At 38.9% G+C, this 18,762-nt stretch carries 19 protein-coding genes; 3 read left to right on the forward strand and 16 right to left on the reverse strand.

The window, feature by feature from the left end; translation table 11 throughout:
• Nucleotides 1–48: 48 nt before the first annotated feature.
• The 5 genes from HA632_RS08640 to HA632_RS08660 all read right to left on the reverse strand — a co-directional run bounded on the left by HA632_RS08640 (nucleotide 49) and on the right by HA632_RS08660 (nucleotide 5,636).
• On the reverse strand, nucleotides 49–705 hold the full coding sequence (locus HA632_RS08640) for a 3-oxoacid CoA-transferase subunit B (protein WP_176306786.1): 657 nt from the start codon (nucleotides 703–705) through the stop codon (nucleotides 49–51).
• A 2-nt stretch (nucleotides 706–707) separates the two neighbouring features.
• The gene (locus HA632_RS08645) at nucleotides 708–1,409 is read right to left on the reverse strand and encodes a CoA transferase subunit A (protein ID WP_176306787.1); all 702 of its coding nucleotides are present in this window, start codon (nucleotides 1,407–1,409) and stop codon (nucleotides 708–710) included.
• 243 nt (nucleotides 1,410–1,652) lie between these two features.
• Nucleotides 1,653–3,965, reverse strand: coding sequence for a penicillin-binding protein 1A (locus HA632_RS08650; RefSeq protein WP_176306788.1), 2,313 nt, complete (start codon nucleotides 3,963–3,965; stop codon nucleotides 1,653–1,655).
• Between the two features lie 5 nt (nucleotides 3,966–3,970).
• Nucleotides 3,971–4,462, reverse strand: coding sequence for a gliding motility lipoprotein GldH (locus HA632_RS08655; protein WP_176306789.1), 492 nt, complete (start codon nucleotides 4,460–4,462; stop codon nucleotides 3,971–3,973).
• Complete coding sequence (locus tag HA632_RS08660) at nucleotides 4,440–5,636, reverse strand: regulatory iron-sulfur-containing complex subunit RicT (protein WP_176306790.1); 1,197 nt, start codon at nucleotides 5,634–5,636, stop codon at nucleotides 4,440–4,442. Before HA632_RS08660 ends, HA632_RS08655 begins: the two co-directional genes overlap by 23 nt.
• A gap of 181 nt (nucleotides 5,637–5,817) precedes the next feature.
• Here HA632_RS08660 and HA632_RS08665 point away from each other — a divergent pair, with 181 nt between their 5' ends.
• Nucleotides 5,818–6,231, forward strand: coding sequence for a lipocalin family protein (locus HA632_RS08665; protein WP_176306791.1), 414 nt, complete (start codon nucleotides 5,818–5,820; stop codon nucleotides 6,229–6,231).
• Nucleotides 6,232–6,265: 34 nt separating this feature from the next.
• Here HA632_RS08665 and HA632_RS08670 read toward each other — a convergent pair whose 3' ends face one another.
• The 6 genes from HA632_RS08670 to HA632_RS08695 form a co-directional block, all read right to left on the reverse strand.
• On the reverse strand, nucleotides 6,266–6,496 hold the full coding sequence (locus HA632_RS08670; RefSeq protein ID WP_176306792.1) for a ferredoxin: 231 nt from the start codon (nucleotides 6,494–6,496) through the stop codon (nucleotides 6,266–6,268).
• Entirely contained in the window at nucleotides 6,496–7,737 is a 1,242-nt protein-coding gene (locus HA632_RS08675; RefSeq protein WP_176306793.1) for a peptidase U32 family protein, read from the reverse strand. The genes HA632_RS08670 and HA632_RS08675 overlap by 1 nt, the downstream gene beginning before the upstream one ends.
• Entirely contained in the window at nucleotides 7,737–9,092 is a 1,356-nt protein-coding gene (locus HA632_RS08680) for a rhodanese-related sulfurtransferase (protein ID WP_176306794.1), read from the reverse strand. The genes HA632_RS08675 and HA632_RS08680 overlap by 1 nt, the downstream gene beginning before the upstream one ends.
• Nucleotides 9,093–9,300: 208 nt before the next feature.
• Nucleotides 9,301–9,711: a BrxA/BrxB family bacilliredoxin gene (locus tag HA632_RS08685; RefSeq protein ID WP_171221165.1), complete on the reverse strand. Its 411-nt coding sequence runs from the start codon at nucleotides 9,709–9,711 to the stop codon at nucleotides 9,301–9,303.
• A 96-nt stretch (nucleotides 9,712–9,807) separates the two neighbouring features.
• On the reverse strand, nucleotides 9,808–10,944 hold the full coding sequence (locus tag HA632_RS08690; RefSeq protein WP_176306795.1) for a lycopene cyclase family protein: 1,137 nt from the start codon (nucleotides 10,942–10,944) through the stop codon (nucleotides 9,808–9,810).
• Nucleotides 10,944–12,992: a TonB-dependent siderophore receptor gene (locus HA632_RS08695; protein WP_176306796.1), complete on the reverse strand. Its 2,049-nt coding sequence runs from the start codon at nucleotides 12,990–12,992 to the stop codon at nucleotides 10,944–10,946. The genes HA632_RS08690 and HA632_RS08695 overlap by 1 nt, the downstream gene beginning before the upstream one ends.
• 84 nt (nucleotides 12,993–13,076) lie before the next feature.
• Here HA632_RS08695 and HA632_RS08700 point away from each other — a divergent pair, with 84 nt between their 5' ends.
• Together HA632_RS08700 and HA632_RS08705 are read left to right on the forward strand one after the other, a co-directional pair.
• Complete coding sequence (locus HA632_RS08700; RefSeq protein ID WP_176306797.1) at nucleotides 13,077–13,724, forward strand: metal-dependent transcriptional regulator; 648 nt, start codon at nucleotides 13,077–13,079, stop codon at nucleotides 13,722–13,724.
• A gap of 2 nt (nucleotides 13,725–13,726) precedes the next feature.
• Nucleotides 13,727–14,545: a ZIP family metal transporter gene (locus HA632_RS08705; RefSeq protein ID WP_176306798.1), complete on the forward strand. Its 819-nt coding sequence runs from the start codon at nucleotides 13,727–13,729 to the stop codon at nucleotides 14,543–14,545.
• On the opposite strand, the gene HA632_RS08710 is transcribed toward HA632_RS08705, so the two are convergent.
• From HA632_RS08710 to HA632_RS08730, 5 genes are all read right to left on the reverse strand, one after another.
• Nucleotides 14,542–14,667 carry a FeoB-associated Cys-rich membrane protein gene (locus tag HA632_RS08710; protein ID WP_176306799.1) on the reverse strand — a complete coding sequence of 42 codons (126 nt, stop codon included), beginning with the start codon at nucleotides 14,665–14,667 and terminating at the stop codon, nucleotides 14,542–14,544. The genes HA632_RS08705 and HA632_RS08710 overlap by 4 nt on opposite strands.
• A gap of 2 nt (nucleotides 14,668–14,669) precedes the next feature.
• The gene (locus HA632_RS08715) at nucleotides 14,670–15,500 is read right to left on the reverse strand and encodes a hypothetical protein (RefSeq protein WP_176306800.1); all 831 of its coding nucleotides are present in this window, start codon (nucleotides 15,498–15,500) and stop codon (nucleotides 14,670–14,672) included.
• 43 nt (nucleotides 15,501–15,543) lie between these two features.
• Nucleotides 15,544–17,649, reverse strand: a complete 2,106-nt coding sequence (gene feoB, locus HA632_RS08720; RefSeq protein ID WP_176306801.1) for a ferrous iron transport protein B — start codon at nucleotides 17,647–17,649, stop codon at nucleotides 15,544–15,546.
• A gap of 6 nt (nucleotides 17,650–17,655) precedes the next feature.
• Nucleotides 17,656–17,892 carry a FeoA family protein gene (locus tag HA632_RS08725; RefSeq protein WP_176306802.1) on the reverse strand — a complete coding sequence of 79 codons (237 nt, stop codon included), beginning with the start codon at nucleotides 17,890–17,892 and terminating at the stop codon, nucleotides 17,656–17,658.
• Nucleotides 17,893–17,966: 74 nt separating this feature from the next.
• Entirely contained in the window at nucleotides 17,967–18,641 is a 675-nt protein-coding gene (locus HA632_RS08730; protein WP_176306803.1) for an SCO family protein, read from the reverse strand.
• Between the last annotated feature and the right edge of the window lie 121 nt (nucleotides 18,642–18,762).

An 18,762-nucleotide genomic window follows, 5' to 3' on the forward strand; every position in this document is an offset into this window, starting at 1 on the left:
ACAAAACTTCATTGAATTTTGTGGTTTTTGTTTTTATAATGAGTTTAATTAAATCACCATTTCCGGAATCTCACCTTCGATGATTAAATCAGCTTCGGTTGAAGCAATGATATGTTCAACGGAGACACCAGGTGCGCGTTCCAAGAGTTTGAAACCTTTAGGAGTGATTTCCATTACGGCCAATTCGGTCACGACTTTTTTCACGCAGCCAACGCCTGTTAAAGGTAAAGTACATTTTTTTAGAATCTTACTTTCTCCTGCTTTGTTAACGTGCATCATCGCCACGATAATGTTTTCGGCTGAGGCGACTAAATCCATAGCGCCGCCCATTCCTTTGACCATTTTGCCCGGAATTTTCCAGTTGGCTATGTCGCCGTTTTCCGCTATTTCCATAGCGCCGAGAATCGTTAAATCTACTTTCTGACTTCTAATCATTCCGAAACTGAAAGCCGAGTCGAAAAAACTCGCTCCGGGTAAAGTGGTGATGGTTTGTTTTCCGGCGTTGATGACATCGGCATCTTCTTCGCCTTCAAAAGGGAATGGTCCCATGCCCAACACGCCATTTTCAGATTGAAATTCCACCGAAATATCGGTACGGACATAATTGGCTACCAAAGTCGGAATTCCGATGCCCAAGTTAACGAAATACTTATCCTTAACTTCTTGGGCTATTCTTTTTGCGATATCGTTTTTATCTAAAGCCATGATTAGTCTCTTTTACGGGTTGTACGTTGCTCAATTCTCTTCTCAAATTTCTCGCCTTTGAAGATGCGTTGCACCATGATACCGGGAATGTGAATTTGATTCGGGTCGAGTGAACCCACCGGGACTAATTCTTCTACTTCGGCAATGGTGATTTTGGCGGCACCGGCCATAGGCGCATTGAAGTTGCGAGCAGTTCCTTTGAAAATTAAGTTTCCGGCTTCGTCGCCTTTCCAAGCTTTTACGATTGAGAAATCGGCTTTGTAGGCCAGTTCCATGATGTGCATTTTGCCATTGAATTCGCGTGCTTCTTTGCCTTCAGCGACTTCGGTTCCGTAACCCGCAGGTGTGAAGAACGCCGGAATTCCGGCTTGTGCAGCGCGACATTTTTCGGCTAAAGTGCCTTGTGGTGTTAGTTCAACATCCAATTCGCCGGAAAGCATTTGGCGTTCGAATTCGGCATTTTCTCCTACGTAGGAAGAAATCATTTTTTTGATTTGTCTTTTTTGGAGCAACAAGCCCAAACCGAAATCATCGACACCGGCATTGTTGGAAATACAAGTCAAACCTGTGGTTCCTTTTTGTACCAATTCGGCGATGCTGTTTTCGGGAATACCACATAGTCCGAAGCCACCAAGCATGATGGTCATGCCGTCTTCTATACCTTGCAGTGCTTCTTTTACAGAGTTTACTTTTTTGTTAATCATGATTGATTAGTGTTGTTTTTAGCATAATTTGTTTGTGGCGTAAATTTAGGAATTTAAAAGAGAATAGGGAAAATAAAAAATCCCATCTACAAAGCAGATGAGATTCTTTATTTATTTAGCTCCGATGGGAACGACATCCTTTTTTAGGATTGGCCAGAGCATCAGCGAAGGCACATCAATCCTGAAAAAGATACAGTGGACAGCGGGAAATACCTGCCTGCCGGCAGGCAGGGCTTCTAAAAATTACAACCCAAATTCATCCGGATTTTGTTCTTCTTCATCCGTTGGGACCGAGGTTGAGTCGATTTCTGCTTTTGGCGGTGCCCAACAATCAACTTTGATGGAAAGATTATCCGGTCTTTGGAATGGATCTTTGGAAATTTGCAGGTCTTTGTCTTCGTAACATTTCTTCATCATATACCCCCAAATCGGTAAGGCAGCCGTTGCCCCTTGTCCGTAGGTAATGCCTTTGAAACGAGCTGAACGGTCTTCACAGCCTACCCAAACGCCGGTTACTAAATTGGGAACCATACCTATAAACCAACCATCGGATTGGTTTTGAGATGTCCCCGTTTTACCAGCAATGGGATTGGTGAACATATAAGGATAGCCGGTCCAACGGTTGTCACCGCTACCGCCACCCTGGGTTCTTAAACGCACACCCGAACCGCTTTCGGTTACCCCTTCGAGCAATTTGATTACGGCATAAGCAATGTCTTTATTCAATACATCGTGGGTATCAGGAACGGGTTCGTATAGGATAACCCCGTTTTTGTCTTCAATTCTGCTGATGAATTGCGGTTTGATGTAAACCCCTTGATTGGCAAACGTACTGTAAGCCGCAACCATGTCTTCTACCGTAATTTCTACTGCACCCAGGGCAATGGACGGTTGAGAAGGAATTTCAGATTTTACCCCTAGTTTTTTGGTCAATGCTGCTACGGCTTCCGGGCCGGTTTTGTCAATCAATTTCGCTGAAACCGTATTGATGGATAAAGCCAGCGCCCGTTTTAAAGTCACCATGCCACGGTATTGGTGGTCTGAGTTTTTGGGTTCCCAATCTACGGTTACATTGTGTCTCCCTTTGTGAATCATAAACGGACTGTCGATGATAGAATCACAAGGCGACATACCGAGTTGCTCAATGGCAGTGGCGTAAACAAAAGGTTTGAATGTTGAGCCTACTTGTCTCGCGCCTTGACCGACGTGATCATATTGGAAATATTTGTAATCGATACCGCCAACCCAAGCTTTGATATGACCGGTTTGTGGCTCCATCGACATTAATCCCGCTTGCAGGAAGTGTTTGTAATAACGTATGGAATCCATCGGCGTCATTAACGTATCGATTTCCCCTTTCCAGGAAAAGATTTTCATTTTGGTTTTGATGTCGAAAGAAGCGATGATTTCGTCTTCCGTTTTGTCCATGTCTTTCATCACGCGCCAACGCTCTGAATTTTTCATGGCTTGGTTGATGATTTTTTTGGTTTCTTCAGGGGTGATATTGACAAAAGGAGCATTTTTATTGTCCTTTTGTTGGGCGAAGAATTCCTGTTGCAGGTTTTTCATGTGAGCCTGAACGGCCTCTTCGGCATGTTCCTGAATTTTGGAATCAATGGTGGTGTAAATTTTCAAACCATCACTGTAAATGTCCCAATCGCTGCCATCGGGTCTTTTGTTTTCTTTGGCCCAATTCTTCATGTATTCGCGAAGGAATTCACGGAAATAGGTGGCTGTTCCTTCTTTGTGACTTTCCGGATGGAAGTTTAAAACGATCGGTTTTACGGCCAAAGTGTCTCGGGATTCTTTAGCTAAAACTTTGTTTCTCACCATTTGGTCTAAAACGGTGTTTCTTCTGTTTTTTACTTTTTCTAAACGACGCAATGGATTGTAAAGCGAAGGGTTTTTGAGCATTCCGACAAACATGGCTGCTTCATCAACCGTTAAATCTCTTGGTTCTTTTCCGAAATAGACTTTGGAAGCCGAACGAATTCCAACGGCAGTATTTACAAAATCAGCTTTGTTTAAGTACATGGCTATGATTTCGTTTTTGGTGTATTGGCGTTCTAATTTAACAGCGATAATCCATTCTTTTGCCTTTTGGATAACACGATAGATAAAAAATTTAGAACCTTCACCGTGAAAAAGTAATTTGGCTAATTGTTGTGTCAAAGTACTCGCACCACCGCTACGGCCTAGTTGTAAAGCAGCACCAAAGGTTCTTTTTGCGTCAATACCCGAATGCTCGTAGAAACGCTCATCTTCCGTTGCAACCAAGGCTTTTACCAAATGAGGTGGCAAATCTTCGTATTTGATTGGAGTTCGGTTTTCATTATAAAACTTTCCAATCGTAATACCATCAGAGGAGATGATTTCGGTGGCCAAATTAGATTCGGGATTTTCAAGATCTTCAAAGGAAGGCATACTGCCAAAAAATCCCCATGAAGCCAAGAAGAAAAACAACACCATGGTTCCCAGACCATACAAGAATAACTTCCAAAATTTACTTTGATAGTATTTGATGTCTTTGACGGTTGTATTCGTTTTTTGTGCCATATTTTTTATTCTGTAGATTCTATTCTGAAACCAACATCGGTGATTCCGGCTAGTGAAGGCACGCCTTCTATTTTTCCGGTTTGTCTTACCGCATGTTTGATGTGAATTTTATAAACTCCTTTTTGGGTAAAACTTACATTGTCTTTGTAAAACAACTTGTTTTCTTTAATGTCCGTAAACCCATCACCAAGAAGTGTGCCATCAGGATTGGTCATTTGGTATTCTAAAGTGTCCACTTTGACTTGTCTGTTCGGATGTTCTAAAGAGACAATCAGAAACAAATTATTGAACGGATAGTCGTCGTTATCCCTAATATTAACGTACAAATTGTACAGTTTTTTCGAGTCCAATTGAGGCAATTCAAAGGTAACGATGCTGTCTTTGTGCCACTCATTTCCGACCGATTTGTATTCGTCAAAAACTCTTTTTTCGTCGCAAGAAAATAAAAGTACCGCTACCAAGAGCAGGATAAAACTATTTCTTATTCTTAGGCTCATTTTTATTCTCAGAGTTTGGTTTTTTATCAGCGCCAAATGGTTTACGCTTTTTGTTTTTGTTGTTATTTCTTTTCTTATTTCTGGGTTGATCAAAACGAGTTAAGCTCTCTTGTCCCATGGCGTTATTGAAATCTTTTTCCGGTTCGGCTACAATTTCGACGGCAAAATCTTCAAGAGAACTTACTTTTTTTCCTTGTTTGTTTTGCGCCACGATTTCTTTAACTTGCTCGATGTTTAACACATGCCAATTGGCAAAATTGTCAAAATAAGCAAACCACATCAAGCCTTTGAAAATGTCTTGTTTTTGGCATACTGCGTCGCCTTTTTCGGTTTTCAATTTGGTTTCAAAATCCGGAAAATCTTTTAACGCATCCATGTAAGTGTCTAATTCATAGTTCAGACAGCATTTCAGTTTACCGCATTGCCCGGCTAATTTTTGAGGGTTCAAAGACAACTGTTGGTAACGCGCTGCCGAAGTATTTACACTTCTGAAATCGGTTAACCAAGTCGAGCAACACAATTCTCTTCCACAAGAGCCAATTCCGCCCAAGCGAGAAGCTTCCTGACGAAAACCAACTTGTTTCATCTCAATTCTGGTGCTGAATTCACGTGCGTAATCTTTGATTAACAAACGAAAATCGACACGATCATTCGCTGTGTAATAAAAAGTCACTTTAGAGCCATCGCCTTGGAATTCGATATCGGAAATTTTCATTTCCAATTTGTGAGCAATTGCCAATTCACGGGCTTTAACTTTCATAGGCTCTTCCTTATCACGGGAATCGCTCCAGATATCGATGTCTTTTTGAGATGCTTTTCGATAAACCTTAGGGATTTCAGGGCTGTTGTGATTGACCCCTTTTTTCTTCATTTGAATTTTTACCAATTCGCCGGTAAGTGTTACAATCCCAACGTCATGACCGGGAGAAGCTTCGGTAGCGACAACGTCACCGATGCTCAGTGTTAGTTTTTCGGTATTTCGGTAAAATTCCTTTCGGCCGTTTTTAAAACGCACTTCGATACAGTCGAAAGGCGCTTCACCATTGGGTAAACTCATGTTGGAGAGCCAATCGAAAACGGTCAGTTTGTTGCAGCTATCGGTGCCGCAAGTCCCATTATTTTTGCATCCTTTTGGCGCACCGCCATCGGAAGTTGAACAACTTGTACAAGCCATAATTTGGATATAGATATGTTGGTCGTCTCATTATTCAAACAAGACTACTAATCATAAACGTTAAAAGTGTAAAGATAGTATTTTTTAAAGTTTTTAAAATTCTTTCGCAGAATATTTGATTTTGTTTTTTATAAGATATTTTTCCTATTTTCGTCTTTTCTAATAAATAAATTTTAATACAATGAAAAAATTAAGCTTATTCTCATTGGCAATTTTGTCAATTTTTACCATTTCATGCTCCTCAGATGATAGTCCGACTACTTCAGGGGATTTAATTGGGAAATGGTATTTTAAGGAGTACAAAGTGGCAGGACAAACGATTCCTTATGATGACCATGAAGAATGCGGTAAAGATTATATTCAATTTAATGCTAATGGAACAGGTGCAAATGTTGATGTATGGGATTGCGTAGAAGATATTGCATTATTTAATTATACAAGATCCGGGAACAATATTACCGTTACTTCTGACGGAGAATCCGATACGGTTCAAATAACGGAGCTTTCCTCAACAACTTTAAAAATAAAAACGATTTCTGATTTTGATGATGATGGTGATAACGAAACGGTTTTAATTATTTTTACAAGAAATTAATAAAGAACATAAAACTCCGAATAATGTTGGAGTTTTATGTCGTTTTTACAGCTATGATATGAACCGGGCAAGCTTTCTGTGCCAATTCGCAGTTTTCCGCTATGGTATGGTCGGCCGATTTCAGGGTATAAAAGCCTTTGGCATTCACCGACTTTAACAATACCGATTTTCCGTCTTTTTTAGACATTTGAAATTGTCCCGGCGCCATTTCCACACAGTAATTGCAACCGATGCATTTGTCTCTTTGCAGGGTAACGATGACCATTAGTTTTCTACGATTTTATACATTTTGTCGGATAAGCGTATGCGGAATGGTACTTTCAAAGTACAACTGTCGCCTTTAGAGGCTTTTTCCAAAGCCAAATCGTTGACCATCATGTCTTCGATAATCATTTCTTGTGCGCCTGTACTTGGCCCGGTGATTAGAATCTTATCGCCTTTTTTTAGGTCATAAGCTTCAATTTTGAATTCGGCGATATTGGCTTTCGGAAAATAATGCATGCCTTTGCCAATGTAAACTTTCTTTTGGGTAGCACTCGAACCCGGATTGTCTGACCATTCTCCTAACTTTTGGCCTAAATAATAACCACTCCAAAAACCGCGATTGTAAACCGTGGAAAGCGTTTCCATCCAAGTGTTGATTTTTTCTTTAGAAAAGGAGCCTTCATAGTAAGCATCGATGGCTTCACGATAGGTTTTGATTACAGTTGCCACGTAATCGGCCGCGCGACCTCGGCCTTCAATTTTCAATACTTTAATCCCTGAATCTATGACTTGGTCTAAAAAATCAATCGTACATAAATCTTTGGGCGACATCATATATTCGTTATCAATTTCAATTTCGAAACCACTTTCCTGATCGATTACGGTATATTTTTTACGACAATTTTGTTTGCAAGCGCCGCGATTGGCGGAAGAATTATGCGAATGTAAACTCAAATAACATTTGCCCGAAACCGCCATACATAGCGCGCCATGACCAAAGATTTCAATTTCAACAAGATTTCCGCTTGGTCCCTTGATTTGTTCTTTTTCGATGTCATGGGTGATTTTCTTTACTTGTCGCAAACTCAATTCGCGCGATAATACTATGGTATCGGCAAACATGGCGTAGAACTTTACGGTTTCAATGTTGGTAACATTCAACTGGGTTGAAATGTGTACTTCTATTCCCATGGTTCTGGCGGTCATGATTACCGCTTGGTCAGAGGCAATTACTGCGGTTATTCCTGCTTCTTTGGCTTTCGTCAAAAGGGTTTTCACCACAGACAAATCATGATCGTAAATAATCGTATTCAACGTCAGGTAGGTTCTGACGTTTTTTTCGTTGCATCTACGAGCAATTTCGGGTAAATCATCTAAAACGAAATTCACGGTAGCGCGCGCCCGCATGTTTAATTGTTCGACACCAAAATACACCGAATCACAACCATTGTCTAATGCCGCTTGCAGTGATTCGAAGTTGCCGGCCGGAGCCATCAATTCAATTCTTCCTGTAGTAGTCATTAGTTGATGATTTTAAAAAGTTTATCTGATAAACGAACACGGAATGGCACTTCAAAAGTGACTTTGTCACCTATTTTGGCTACAGTATTTTCTTGTCCATTGACCAACATCTTTTCCAAAACCAATTCCTGATTTCCAGTGGTTGGACCGGAGATGATGATTTTATCGCCAAGGTTTAGTTCGTGGTTTTCCATGATAAAAAGCCCAACACCGGCTTTGGTATAATAATGCTCCACTTTGCCGATTAATACTTTTTTGACTTTGATTTTTTGGCGAATGTCGGTTGGTTTGGCTGTTGCCAAAGGAATTCCGGTCAATTCACCAGAATGCTTGTATTTCAGATTTTCAGATTTTCCTTTGCGGAAGACTTTGTTCCCGACTTGTTTTCCGCTTCTCAATTTGACTTGTTCAGCCAATGGTAAATGGGTGATTTCCAAACATTCATTGGAACAACAATTTTCCATGGCCGCTTTACATTCTTCACATTGGATAAATAACAAATGGCAACCGTCGTTGGCGCAATTGGTGTGATTGTCACAGGGTTTACCGCATTGGTGACATTGCGAAACGATATCGTCGGTAATTCTTTCACCTAAGCGATGGTCGAACACAAAGTTCTTTCCGATGAATTTGCTTTCGAGTCCTTCTTCTTTAATTTGCTTGGCATATTGGATAATCCCGCCTTCCAATTGGAAAACATTTTTAAACCCTTGGTGTTTGAAATAGGCAGAAGCTTTTTCGCAACGAATTCCTCCGGTACAATACATCACCAGGTTTTTATCTTCTTTGAAATCTTTTAATTGTTCATTGATAATTGGCAGACTTTCACGGAAAGTTTCCACATCCGGAGTTATGGCGCCTTTGAAATGGCCAATTTCGCTTTCGTAGTGATTTCTGAAATCAACTACAATAGTATTCGGGTCTTCCAGAATTTGGTTAAATGCTTTGGCGTTAAGGTGAACTCCTTTATTGGTTACATCAAAAGTGTCATCGTTTAAACCGTCTGCAACGATTTTGTGGCGTACTTTGATGGTTAGTTTTAAAAAGGAATGGTCATCGTGTTCAACGGCTACATTGAGGCGAATGCCTTGCATAAAATCATAGACTTCAAGCGTCTCTCTGAACGCTTCGAAGTTTTCGGCCGGAACACTCATCTGGGCATTAATACCTTCGTGCGCAACATAAATTCGACCGAGTGCATCGAGTGCATTCCAGGCTATAAATAAATCGTCGCGAAATTTTTTAGGATCTTCAATTTTGGCATACGCATAGAAAGACAAAGTCAGTCTTTGTTTGCCGGCTTGGTCAATAAGTTCGGCTCTTTCTTCTGCGCTTAAGGTGTTATACAGTTGCATGCTATAAACTTTAAGTGAGAAATAGGTTGTGAATTCTAAATGGAAGAATTCGGTGCAAATTTACATTTTTTTAGCAATAAAAAAACCCAAACAGTTTTTAGACCGTTGGGTTTCTTTTTCATAGCATTTTCTCCCATTTAGCATGGCATCTTGTTCAAGAGACGCAATTGAACAGAAAAGGTTGCGTGATGTTTTTAAAAAATATTTTTTAGCAAAATTCAGCGTAAGCATCTTTCAGGTTTTCCGCGATTAATTCCGCCGGACGACCTTCGATGTGATGGCGTTCTAACATGTGTACCAATTCGCCGTTTTTGAACAAAGCCATACTGGGTGATGATGGTGGAAAAGGAAACATTTCTTCTCTTGCGGCATCAACAGCTTCTTTGTCAACTCCGGCAAAAACGGTAATTAAATGGTCCGGTTTTTTAGCACCATCTAAACTCATTTTTGCTCCCGGACGGGCATTTCTGGCCGCACAACCACAAACCGAATTCACCACAACTAAAGTGGTTCCTTCTGCTTTGATAGCGTTTTTTACATCGGCTGCAGTATATAATTCTTGAAAGCCAGCTTCTGAAAGTTCAGCGCGCATGGGCAATACCATTTCTTCTGGATACATAATTTTTAAATTATCAAGTTATTGAATGGCAAAGTTACAAAGTTTTATGCTCTTATATTTTAAAGAAATCATAAAGAATTATTATGGCGGAATAGGTTAAAAAATTCTGCCAAATAAAGCTTTGATAAAAAGCATTTTCGGGCATTTCCAAATGACTTGTAAATCTTCCCAAAAAGAGGTTTCCTCATCCAAGAATTTGAAGATGACTGTGGTATTTCCTTTTTCAAACATCGCTGAAAATATGGTTGAGCCCAAATGGTTTTTTTGATCCAAAATATCTAAAAGAAGTAAATCATAAAACCAGAATTTATCGGCTTTGTGAAATTTAGTCAAGTCATTTTCTTTAGATAGAAATTGAACTAGGGCTTTTGATTTTTTAGTTGTGTTTTTAAAAGTATAACCGGTACTGGCTTTGGTCCAACCGCCTGCAGAACCAATGTTGAGTATGTTTTTCGAATTGTGTTGCCAAAAAGGATAGCACGTCATCGGAATATTGCCTTGTTCTTTTTCCAATAATTCGTAACTCGTAATTCCTAATTTATTGATGTAGTTTTTGATTTCAGTTTCATATTCTGCCACCGGCAATAAATCTTTGGAGAACAAAGTGTATTCTAATAACGCTTCTGTTTGCGATGTTGGTAACACATACATGAATCTCGTATTGCCTTTCTGTTCCACCGAAAAATCCATGAAAGTCGCACAATCGGGATGAAAAACAGGTTCTTTGCTTTGGATAAACCAACCGATGAAATGCTGGTGCAGAAAAGGATATTTGGTTTGATTTTTAACCACCTCAGGGTTGAAAATGGAGTTGAAAATTTGGTTACAAGTAAAACTTTCTTCAACGGTTTTGACCACACAATGATGTCCTAATTCCTGAAAATCGAGTACTTTTTGGTTTAAGAAAGTGATGTTTTCTTCTTTGGAAATGAGTTTAAAAACTTTATTGTAAAAATCCAATCCTTTCACCATTTTGTATTGGTAAGGGCTGAGATTTAATTGTCTTTCAAAGACTTTGTTTTTGAACCAAGCCGATTGCCATTTGGCGGAAGCCATATCATCATACAAACCTTTATCATCCCAAAAACACCAAGTTCTATCGTTGGTTTTTTTAGAATTCTCGTCAATCAAAAGAATGGATTTGTCTTTGAATTTGCCGGAAAGTACCATTTCATAAACCGTCATTAAAGCGGATAAACCGGCGCCGGTAAAAATGTAATGGTAGTGTTTCATTAATAAAGTGTATATCTCAATCCCAGAAAACCTCTGATGCCTTGATTGGGTGCGTAAACATAACTTGGGTCAAAGGTCAGCGCATAAGGATTTGACGGTGTTGCCATCACATTTCCGTTGGCATCGTAATCGACATTTTCGTCAAAAGGATCTTCTGCTCCGGCAATTAAAAACGGATTTCCTTTGTTGGGCGTCCAGTTTAAAATGTTTTTGATTCCCGCGTAAAGTTCAAAATTACGGAATTTTTTATAAGTAAATTGGATGTTCTGCAAACTCCACGGTTTTGAATATTCATCTCTTGGATCAAGCGGTCCCAAAAGCGGCAATCGCATCGGTCCATAAAGATTTCCTGTATAATCAATAGACAAGAACCAATCGGGAATATCATAAGTAAGCGCCCAATTCATGCTGAACTTTTCGGTTAAAACGGGTTGTGTTGTGATGCCGTCTTTTACATTTTTAGGATCCATAAAAGTAAAACCGATTAAGGCTTTTATTCCGTAAGGCGTAACCAAATCTACATTCCCGCTTACGCCAATTGTTTCGGAATAACCATTTAGGTTTTGGTAAATAATTTGGTTCGGATTGGTGTCATAATCCGGAATGATTTGGTTGGTGAAATAGGTGTACCAAGTCGAAAATTCAAAACCCAAGAAAGTAGCATCGTCAAACCTGATTTTTTTCAGGTAGTTGAAATTGAGGTTATACGATTTTTCGGGGTCTAAGTTTTCGGTAATGACCACTTCTCTAGAACCGGTTAAAGCGGCGTGTTCTTCGGTAAATAAATTGACAATTCGGAATCCGGTTCCGGCGTTTATTCTGAAAACATCATTTTTGGTCGGATTCCATTTATAGGCAATTCGCGGTGTAAAAATGTGACCGTGGTTGTTGTTGTAATCATATCTTGCACCTAATAAGAGATGGTTTTTTTCGGCTAACTTGATTTCATCTTGAATAAAAGTGCTGTAAATATTGGTTTTTTCAGCAGTGATGGTGGCAGTAGTATTGTCATTATAATACTGATGGCGAAAGGCTGTGCCAAAGAGCAAATTGTGGTCTTCCAGTTTTTTGTCCCAAAGGTATTGACCGAAGGCAATTTTTTGCTGCGCCAAATACAAAGTCGTTCCGTAAACCGAATTCTGGTCATGCGATGTTACTGAAAAGGACAAGAACATATCTTCTTTTACGGGCAACTGGTATTTGCTCAACAGTTCAAAACGCGTAGTGTAAATGCTTTCTCCATAGACTTCATTTCCGCCGCGATAGCTTTTATTCCATTGCATTTCGCCGCCCCAACGGTCTTCGTAAAAAAATCTTCCGGCGATGGTAAACTCCTTTTGGCTTTTTCGGATAAAATCCCATTTGTTAAAAATAGAGATTCTTTCCTGAAGCGTCACATCGGTAAAATTATCCTTGTTGTTGTCTATCGGGCTGTTGTAATTGTAATAGTTCAGTCCCAATAACGATTCCGCTTTTTGACCCACATTGGCTTTAAAACCCAAATCAATATTGTTTTCCAACCATGAAGTCGAAAAGACATCAGCAGAAAATAAAGGTGCGTTTTTGGTTTTTTTGGTGATGATATTGATCAATCCGCCAACGGCTTCACTGCCGTACAAACTTGAAGCCGGACCTTTTATAATTTCTATTCGGTCAATCATCGAGTTCGGAATTCCGGATAAGCCGTAAACGGTTGACAACGCACTTACGATTGGCATACCGTCAATAGTCACCATAGTATACGGACCTTCCAAACCATTGATGTGAATATCGCCGGTGTTGCAAATATTACAGTTCAATTGCGGTCGAACACCATTTACGTTTTGCAAAGCTTCAAACACATTAGAAGTTGGATTTTTCTTCAAAAATGCACTAGTATAAACTTCTACCGGCACCGGAGTTTCCAATCTTGAAACCGGTTTCAAAGTTCCCGAAATCACAATTTCATCTAGTTTTTCAGATTTGGAGTCGACTGCAATCGTGTCATTTACCTGAGCAACTAAAGAATTGAGACATAAGACAAGGGTTATACAAACAAACTTTTTCATTAAACAAAATAAAAATTTAGACAAAACTAAAAATTAATTTTCATTTATATTAAAAAAATAAAATATATTTGTAAAAAAGCAAGCATGACCACTTCTGAAGAAAATTATATTAAGGTTATTTATCACTTGTCGTTGGTTTCGCCCAAAGGCGTAAATACTAACGCTATTGCGGGCATGTTAGAAACCAAAGCGTCTTCGGTAACGGATATGTTAAAGAAACTTTCGGAAAAAGATTTGGTTTCGTACCAAAAATACCAAGGCGTGAGTTTGACGGAAAACGGATTGCTTTCGGCCAAAATGATAGTGAGAAAGCACCGTTTGTGGGAAGTTTTTTTGGTAGAGAAGTTGGCATTCAATTGGGACGAAGTGCATGAAATTGCCGAAGAGTTAGAACACATCAAATCGGAAGCGTTAATCAACAAATTAGATGCTTTTTTGGGATTTCCGGCTTTTGACCCACATGGTGATCCCATTCCGAACGAAAAAGGCGTGATGCAAAAAGTCAATAAATTATTGCTTTCGGAAGCCGAATTGAACCGGGAATACTATTGTATCGGCGTGAAAGATTCTTCTTCAGAGTTTTTAAAATATTTAGACAAACAAAAAATAGCTTTGGGCTCTGTCTTTAAAGTAATAGAAAAAGAAAGTTTTGATGATACTTTAACGGTGGAAGTTAATGCACAGGAAAAAATCATCTCTAATAAAATTGCTAATAATTTATACGTTCAATAATTATGTTTCAATCCATAATTGACTATTTTGAAAGCATTGATCCGATTTTGGCCGCTTTTTATGCGACGATGTTTACCTGGTTTTTGACCGCGCTTGGTGCTTCGTTTGTGTTCTTTTTTAAGAATATGAATCGCGTAGTGCTCGATGGAATGCTGGGTTTTACAGGTGGTGTGATGGTGGCGGCGAGTTTTTGGAGTTTGTTGGCGCCGGCTATTGAAATGAGTGAAGGCGAAGGTTTTGTGAAAGTGATTCCGGCGGCGGTTGGGTTTTTATTGGGCGCTGTTTTTATTTTTGGTTTAGACAAAATCTTACCGCATTTACACATCAATTTTAAGGAAACCGAAGGCATAAAATCGCCTTGGCAACGAACTACTTTGTTGGTTTTAGCCATAACCTTGCACAATATTCCTGAAGGTTTGGCTGTTGGAGTACTTTTTGGTGGCGTAGCAGCGGGAATTCCGGAAGCTTCAATTGCAGGAGCCGTTACTTTAGCGATTGGTATCGGAATTCAAAATTTTCCCGAAGGAATTGCGGTTTCTATGCCGTTGCGCCGAATGGGAATGAGCCGTTGGAAGAGTTTTATGTATGGACAGTCGTCAGCTATTGTAGAACCTATTGCCGGAGTTTTGGGCGCAGTTGCGGTTATCTTTTTTATACCAATTTTGCCTTATGCTCTAGCTTTCGCTGCCGGAGCTATGATATTTGTTGTGGTTGAAGAAGTAATTCCGGAAACGCAGCAAGATAAAAATACAGATATTGCTACCTTAGGATTTATAGGAGGATTTATCGTGATGATGACTTTGGATGTAGCCTTAGGCTAATGACAAGCACAGTCGTCTTTGTCACAACCTTTTTTTGATTTTTTTTTGTCTATAAATTTTTGGGCCAAAAAACCAATCGCAATTCCCAATGCCACATAAACCAATATTTCTTGTATTTCCATAATTAATTCAAATAAATTCCGCCACCGAGCGAAACAAAATTATACGTAGGAGAAGCAATTTTTAAATGCTCATAACCCAGTGAAACGAACCCTCTTTTGACATGGTATTTGGCTTCCAATTCATAAACATGCACCGGTTGACTATTGATAGTACTCCATTTGGCTGCCGCCAGTAAACTGATGTTGTGGCCAATGAAAATCTCGGTATTGAGACCAAAAGAGAATCCTGCTTTTTTAACTTCATTCCCTACATAAATTGAACCAATAGTCCAACCTAGGTTAAAATTTTCCAACCGAACCCTGTCATATCCTAGGTTAAAGTTAAACAAAGAAAGCCTGTCGGTAGCATGAGTTGCTTTGTTTTTTTCGAAAATTTGGCGAAAATCAGTTTGAACATAAAAATATTGGAACGGTCTTATTTTTAATTTAAAATGATTGGCATATAAATCTTTAGTGCTGTAAAGTAGATTGTTTTGCAAATCAAACCGAAAGTTTTTTTTGGAATTTTCGGCTTCGTTTACCTCATAATTTTCATAGTTCCCGGATTCTTTATTGTAATAAGGATAATCGGTTAAGTTGCTGTACAAATGGTCCTCATGTTTATAGTCACCAATAAAACCATATTTGAAAATGCCCCAAGTAATTTCAACCCAAATACTAACCTCGTCATCATCATCACTTGAACTGTTTGACCTACCTGAACCCGAGTTTCCTGAATTTCCTGAACTGCTCGAACTTGAGTTTAACTCGCTCTTGGATTGTGACACTTTTGATTGGCTCAAGACAATATTACAACTTAATAACAATAGGCTTAGACAGACAATTTTCTTCATGGAGTTGGTTTTTTTTCGACAGCCACAAAAATCAAACCGAAAATTATTTTAAAAACTGGTAGGCAATCAGTGCGGTTAGATAGGCAAAACCACTCATGAATACCAATTGTACCAAAGGCCATTTCCAACTGTTGGTTTCTTTTTTTACAATCGCTAAAGTACTGATGCACTGCATAGCAAAAGCATAAAATAACAGCAGCGAAACACCGGTGGCAAAGTTGAAAACTTTCCTTCCGTCTGAATGAACTTCAGCATTCATACGATTTTTAATGGTGGTTTCTTCATCGCCATGACTTCCCACACTGTAAATCGTTGCCAAGGTTCCCACAAAAACCTCTCTAGCCGCAAAAGAGCTTACTACAGCAATGCCTATTTTCCAATCATAACCCAAAGGTTTGATAATTGGTTCAATAGATTTACCCATGATTCCGATATAAGAATTCTCCAATTTATGTGAACTGATTTGGTCGTTTAGGTATTCTAAATCATCCAGTCGGTTCTCCATTTTGACTTTTTTAATGACAATACTTTCGGCATTATCAAATCCTTTTTTCGGACCGTGGGAGCCTAAAAACCACAAGATAACGGATAAGGCCAAAATGATTTTTCCGGCACCAAAGACAAAAGATTTGGTTTTTTCAACCACATTTATGGCGACATTTTTGAAAAGTGGCAGTTTGTAATTGGGCATTTCTACCACAAAATAAGATTTGGTTTTTAGCCTTAAAATTTTGTTCAAAAGATAAGCCGAGAAAATGGCCATCCCAAAACCTAAAAGATACAAGGTCATCAAGGTTAAACCTTGTAAACTAAAAACACCGAGCAATCTTTTTTCGGGAATGATTAAGGAAATTAATATGGCATAAACCGGTAAACGAGCCGAACAAGTGATAAATGGCGTAACCAGTATAGTAATCAATCGCTCTTTCCAATTTTCAATATTTCGCGCACTCATAATCGCCGGAATCGCACAAGCTGTCCCCGAAATTAAAGGCACAACACTTTTTCCGGAAAGACCGTAGCGACGCATGATTTTGTCCATTAAAAAAACCACCCGACTCATATAGCCGCTTTCTTCCAACATGGAAATAAAAAGAAACAAAAACGCAATTTGCGGAATAAAAATTACAATACCGCCAATTCCGGGAATGATGCCTTCGCTGATTAAATTCGTAAATTCTCCGGCAGGTAAATGGTTTTTAGCATAGTTGGCCAAATTGGCAAAAGTGCTGTCTATAAACTCCATCGGAATACTCGACCAATCAAAAATCGATTGGAAAATGAGCAATAAAATCCCGAAGAAAATAGCGTAACCAAAAATTTTGTGGGTTAATACTTTGTCCAGCTTAGATCGCAAATCAGAAGCATTTGCGGTATCAATTTGCTGCCCGATTTTCAGGGTGTCATTGATAAACTGATAGCGTTTGATGGTCTCTTTTTGTTGTAACCGTTTTAAATCGGAATGTGATTTGGCGAAAGAACTTTGGATTTCTTTTCGTTCCAAATTTAAGAAATTCACATCCTGGGTAATCACCAACCAAAGTTTGTACAACAACTGATTGGGAAAAGCATTTCTAAGTTTGTCAAAGTAATCAACATCAATACTAGAAGCGTTCAAGCAAGGCTCGGTAGAAAGATTTTTATACTCAACGATGGTATTTTTCAGTTCGTCTATGCCAATGCCTTTTCGGGTGCTGACCAAAACGATTTTGGTTTTTAGTTGTTCTTCCAGATAAGGCAAGTCAAGCGTGATGCCCTTGGCCTTCATTCGGTCAGTCATATTGATGACCAAAATAGTTGGGATTTCCAAGTCTTTGATTTGGGTGAAAAGCAAAAGATTTCGCTTTAAGTTTTCCACATCAGTGACCACTACTACGACATCCGGGAAAAGCTTGTCGTTTTTATTGAGCAATAATTCTATGACTACATTCTCATCAATCGAACTGGCATTCAAACTGTAAGTTCCGGGTAAATCCAGAATATTGGCCTTGATATTGTTGGGTAATTTGCAGAAGCCGAGTTTTTTTTCAACGGTAATTCCGGGATAATTGCCTACTTGTTGGTTCAATCCGGTGAGTTGATTGAACACCGAGGTTTTTCCCGTGTTAGGGTTTCCAATAAGCGCTACGTTGAGGTGTTGGATGCTCATTTTTGATTATTTCTCACGGATTTCGACTTCAATTTCATGAGCCGTTTCTTTTCTGATGGCCAAATGAGAACCATTGTTGACATTCAAATAAATGGGATCACCAAGCGGAGCAATCTGAATAATTTCTAAGTCATTGTTTGGCAAACAACCCATTTCTAAAAGTTTGAGCGGAATTTTATCCAAATCAACATACGTGATTACGGCTTTGTCTCCAATTTTTAATAAATCAACGGTAGTTTTCAATGCTTATTTAGATTGAATTAAGATTGCAAAAGTAGGGATAAAAAAAGAATATCGAATGATAATTGTCAGTTTAACTAATTTTTATCGTCTTCCAATAACCACTTAATGTCTTTGATGAGTTTTTGGACTTCTTCCATTTTTGTACCGTCATAAAAACCGCGTACATGTCTGTCGGCATCTACGAGCACAAAATTTTCAGTGTGGACCATATCATAAAGTTCTTCGGGTTTGCCCAATTTTACAGCCAAATAGGATTTTCGGGCCATGCGGTAAATGTCTTTTTTATCACCGGTAACCAAGTTCCATTTGGAGTCGATTACGCCTTCTTCCAAGGCGTATTTTTTTAAAACCGGAACACTGTCAATTTCCGGAGTTACGGTATGGGATAAAAGCATCACTTTCGGATTGTTTAAAAAAGCTTTTTGAACCTCAATCATATTTTTGCTCATTACCGGACAGATAGAGCCGCAAGTGGTAAAGAAAAAATCGGCAACGTAAATTTTGCCTTCATAATCCTTTTGGGTAATGGTTTTTCCGTTTTGGTTGGTAAACGAAAAGTCGGCTATGGTATGGTATTTTTCAATATATTGCACCGTACTGTCCACCAATTCCGGATTGATATCGGCAGGATTGTATATCGGAAGTGTTTTTCCCGGTTTCAAAACATTGTAAAACAAAGAAACTGTGATAATAGAAAAAAGGAGGAAAGTGCCAATAAATAATCTGTATTTTTTAATTAAAGCGAGCATTCTGTATTTTTTTTTCAAAAGTACAAAAGCTAATCCAACCTTTGTAACTTTTAAAGGTCAATCAAGACTTATATTTTTGTTAAAAATAAAGTCTTGACTGCGATAATAAATAAATTTGTGA

This window comes from Flavobacterium sp. J49, from assembly GCF_011742145.1.
In the GTDB taxonomy this organism is placed as follows: Bacteria; Bacteroidota; Bacteroidia; order Flavobacteriales; family Flavobacteriaceae; genus Flavobacterium.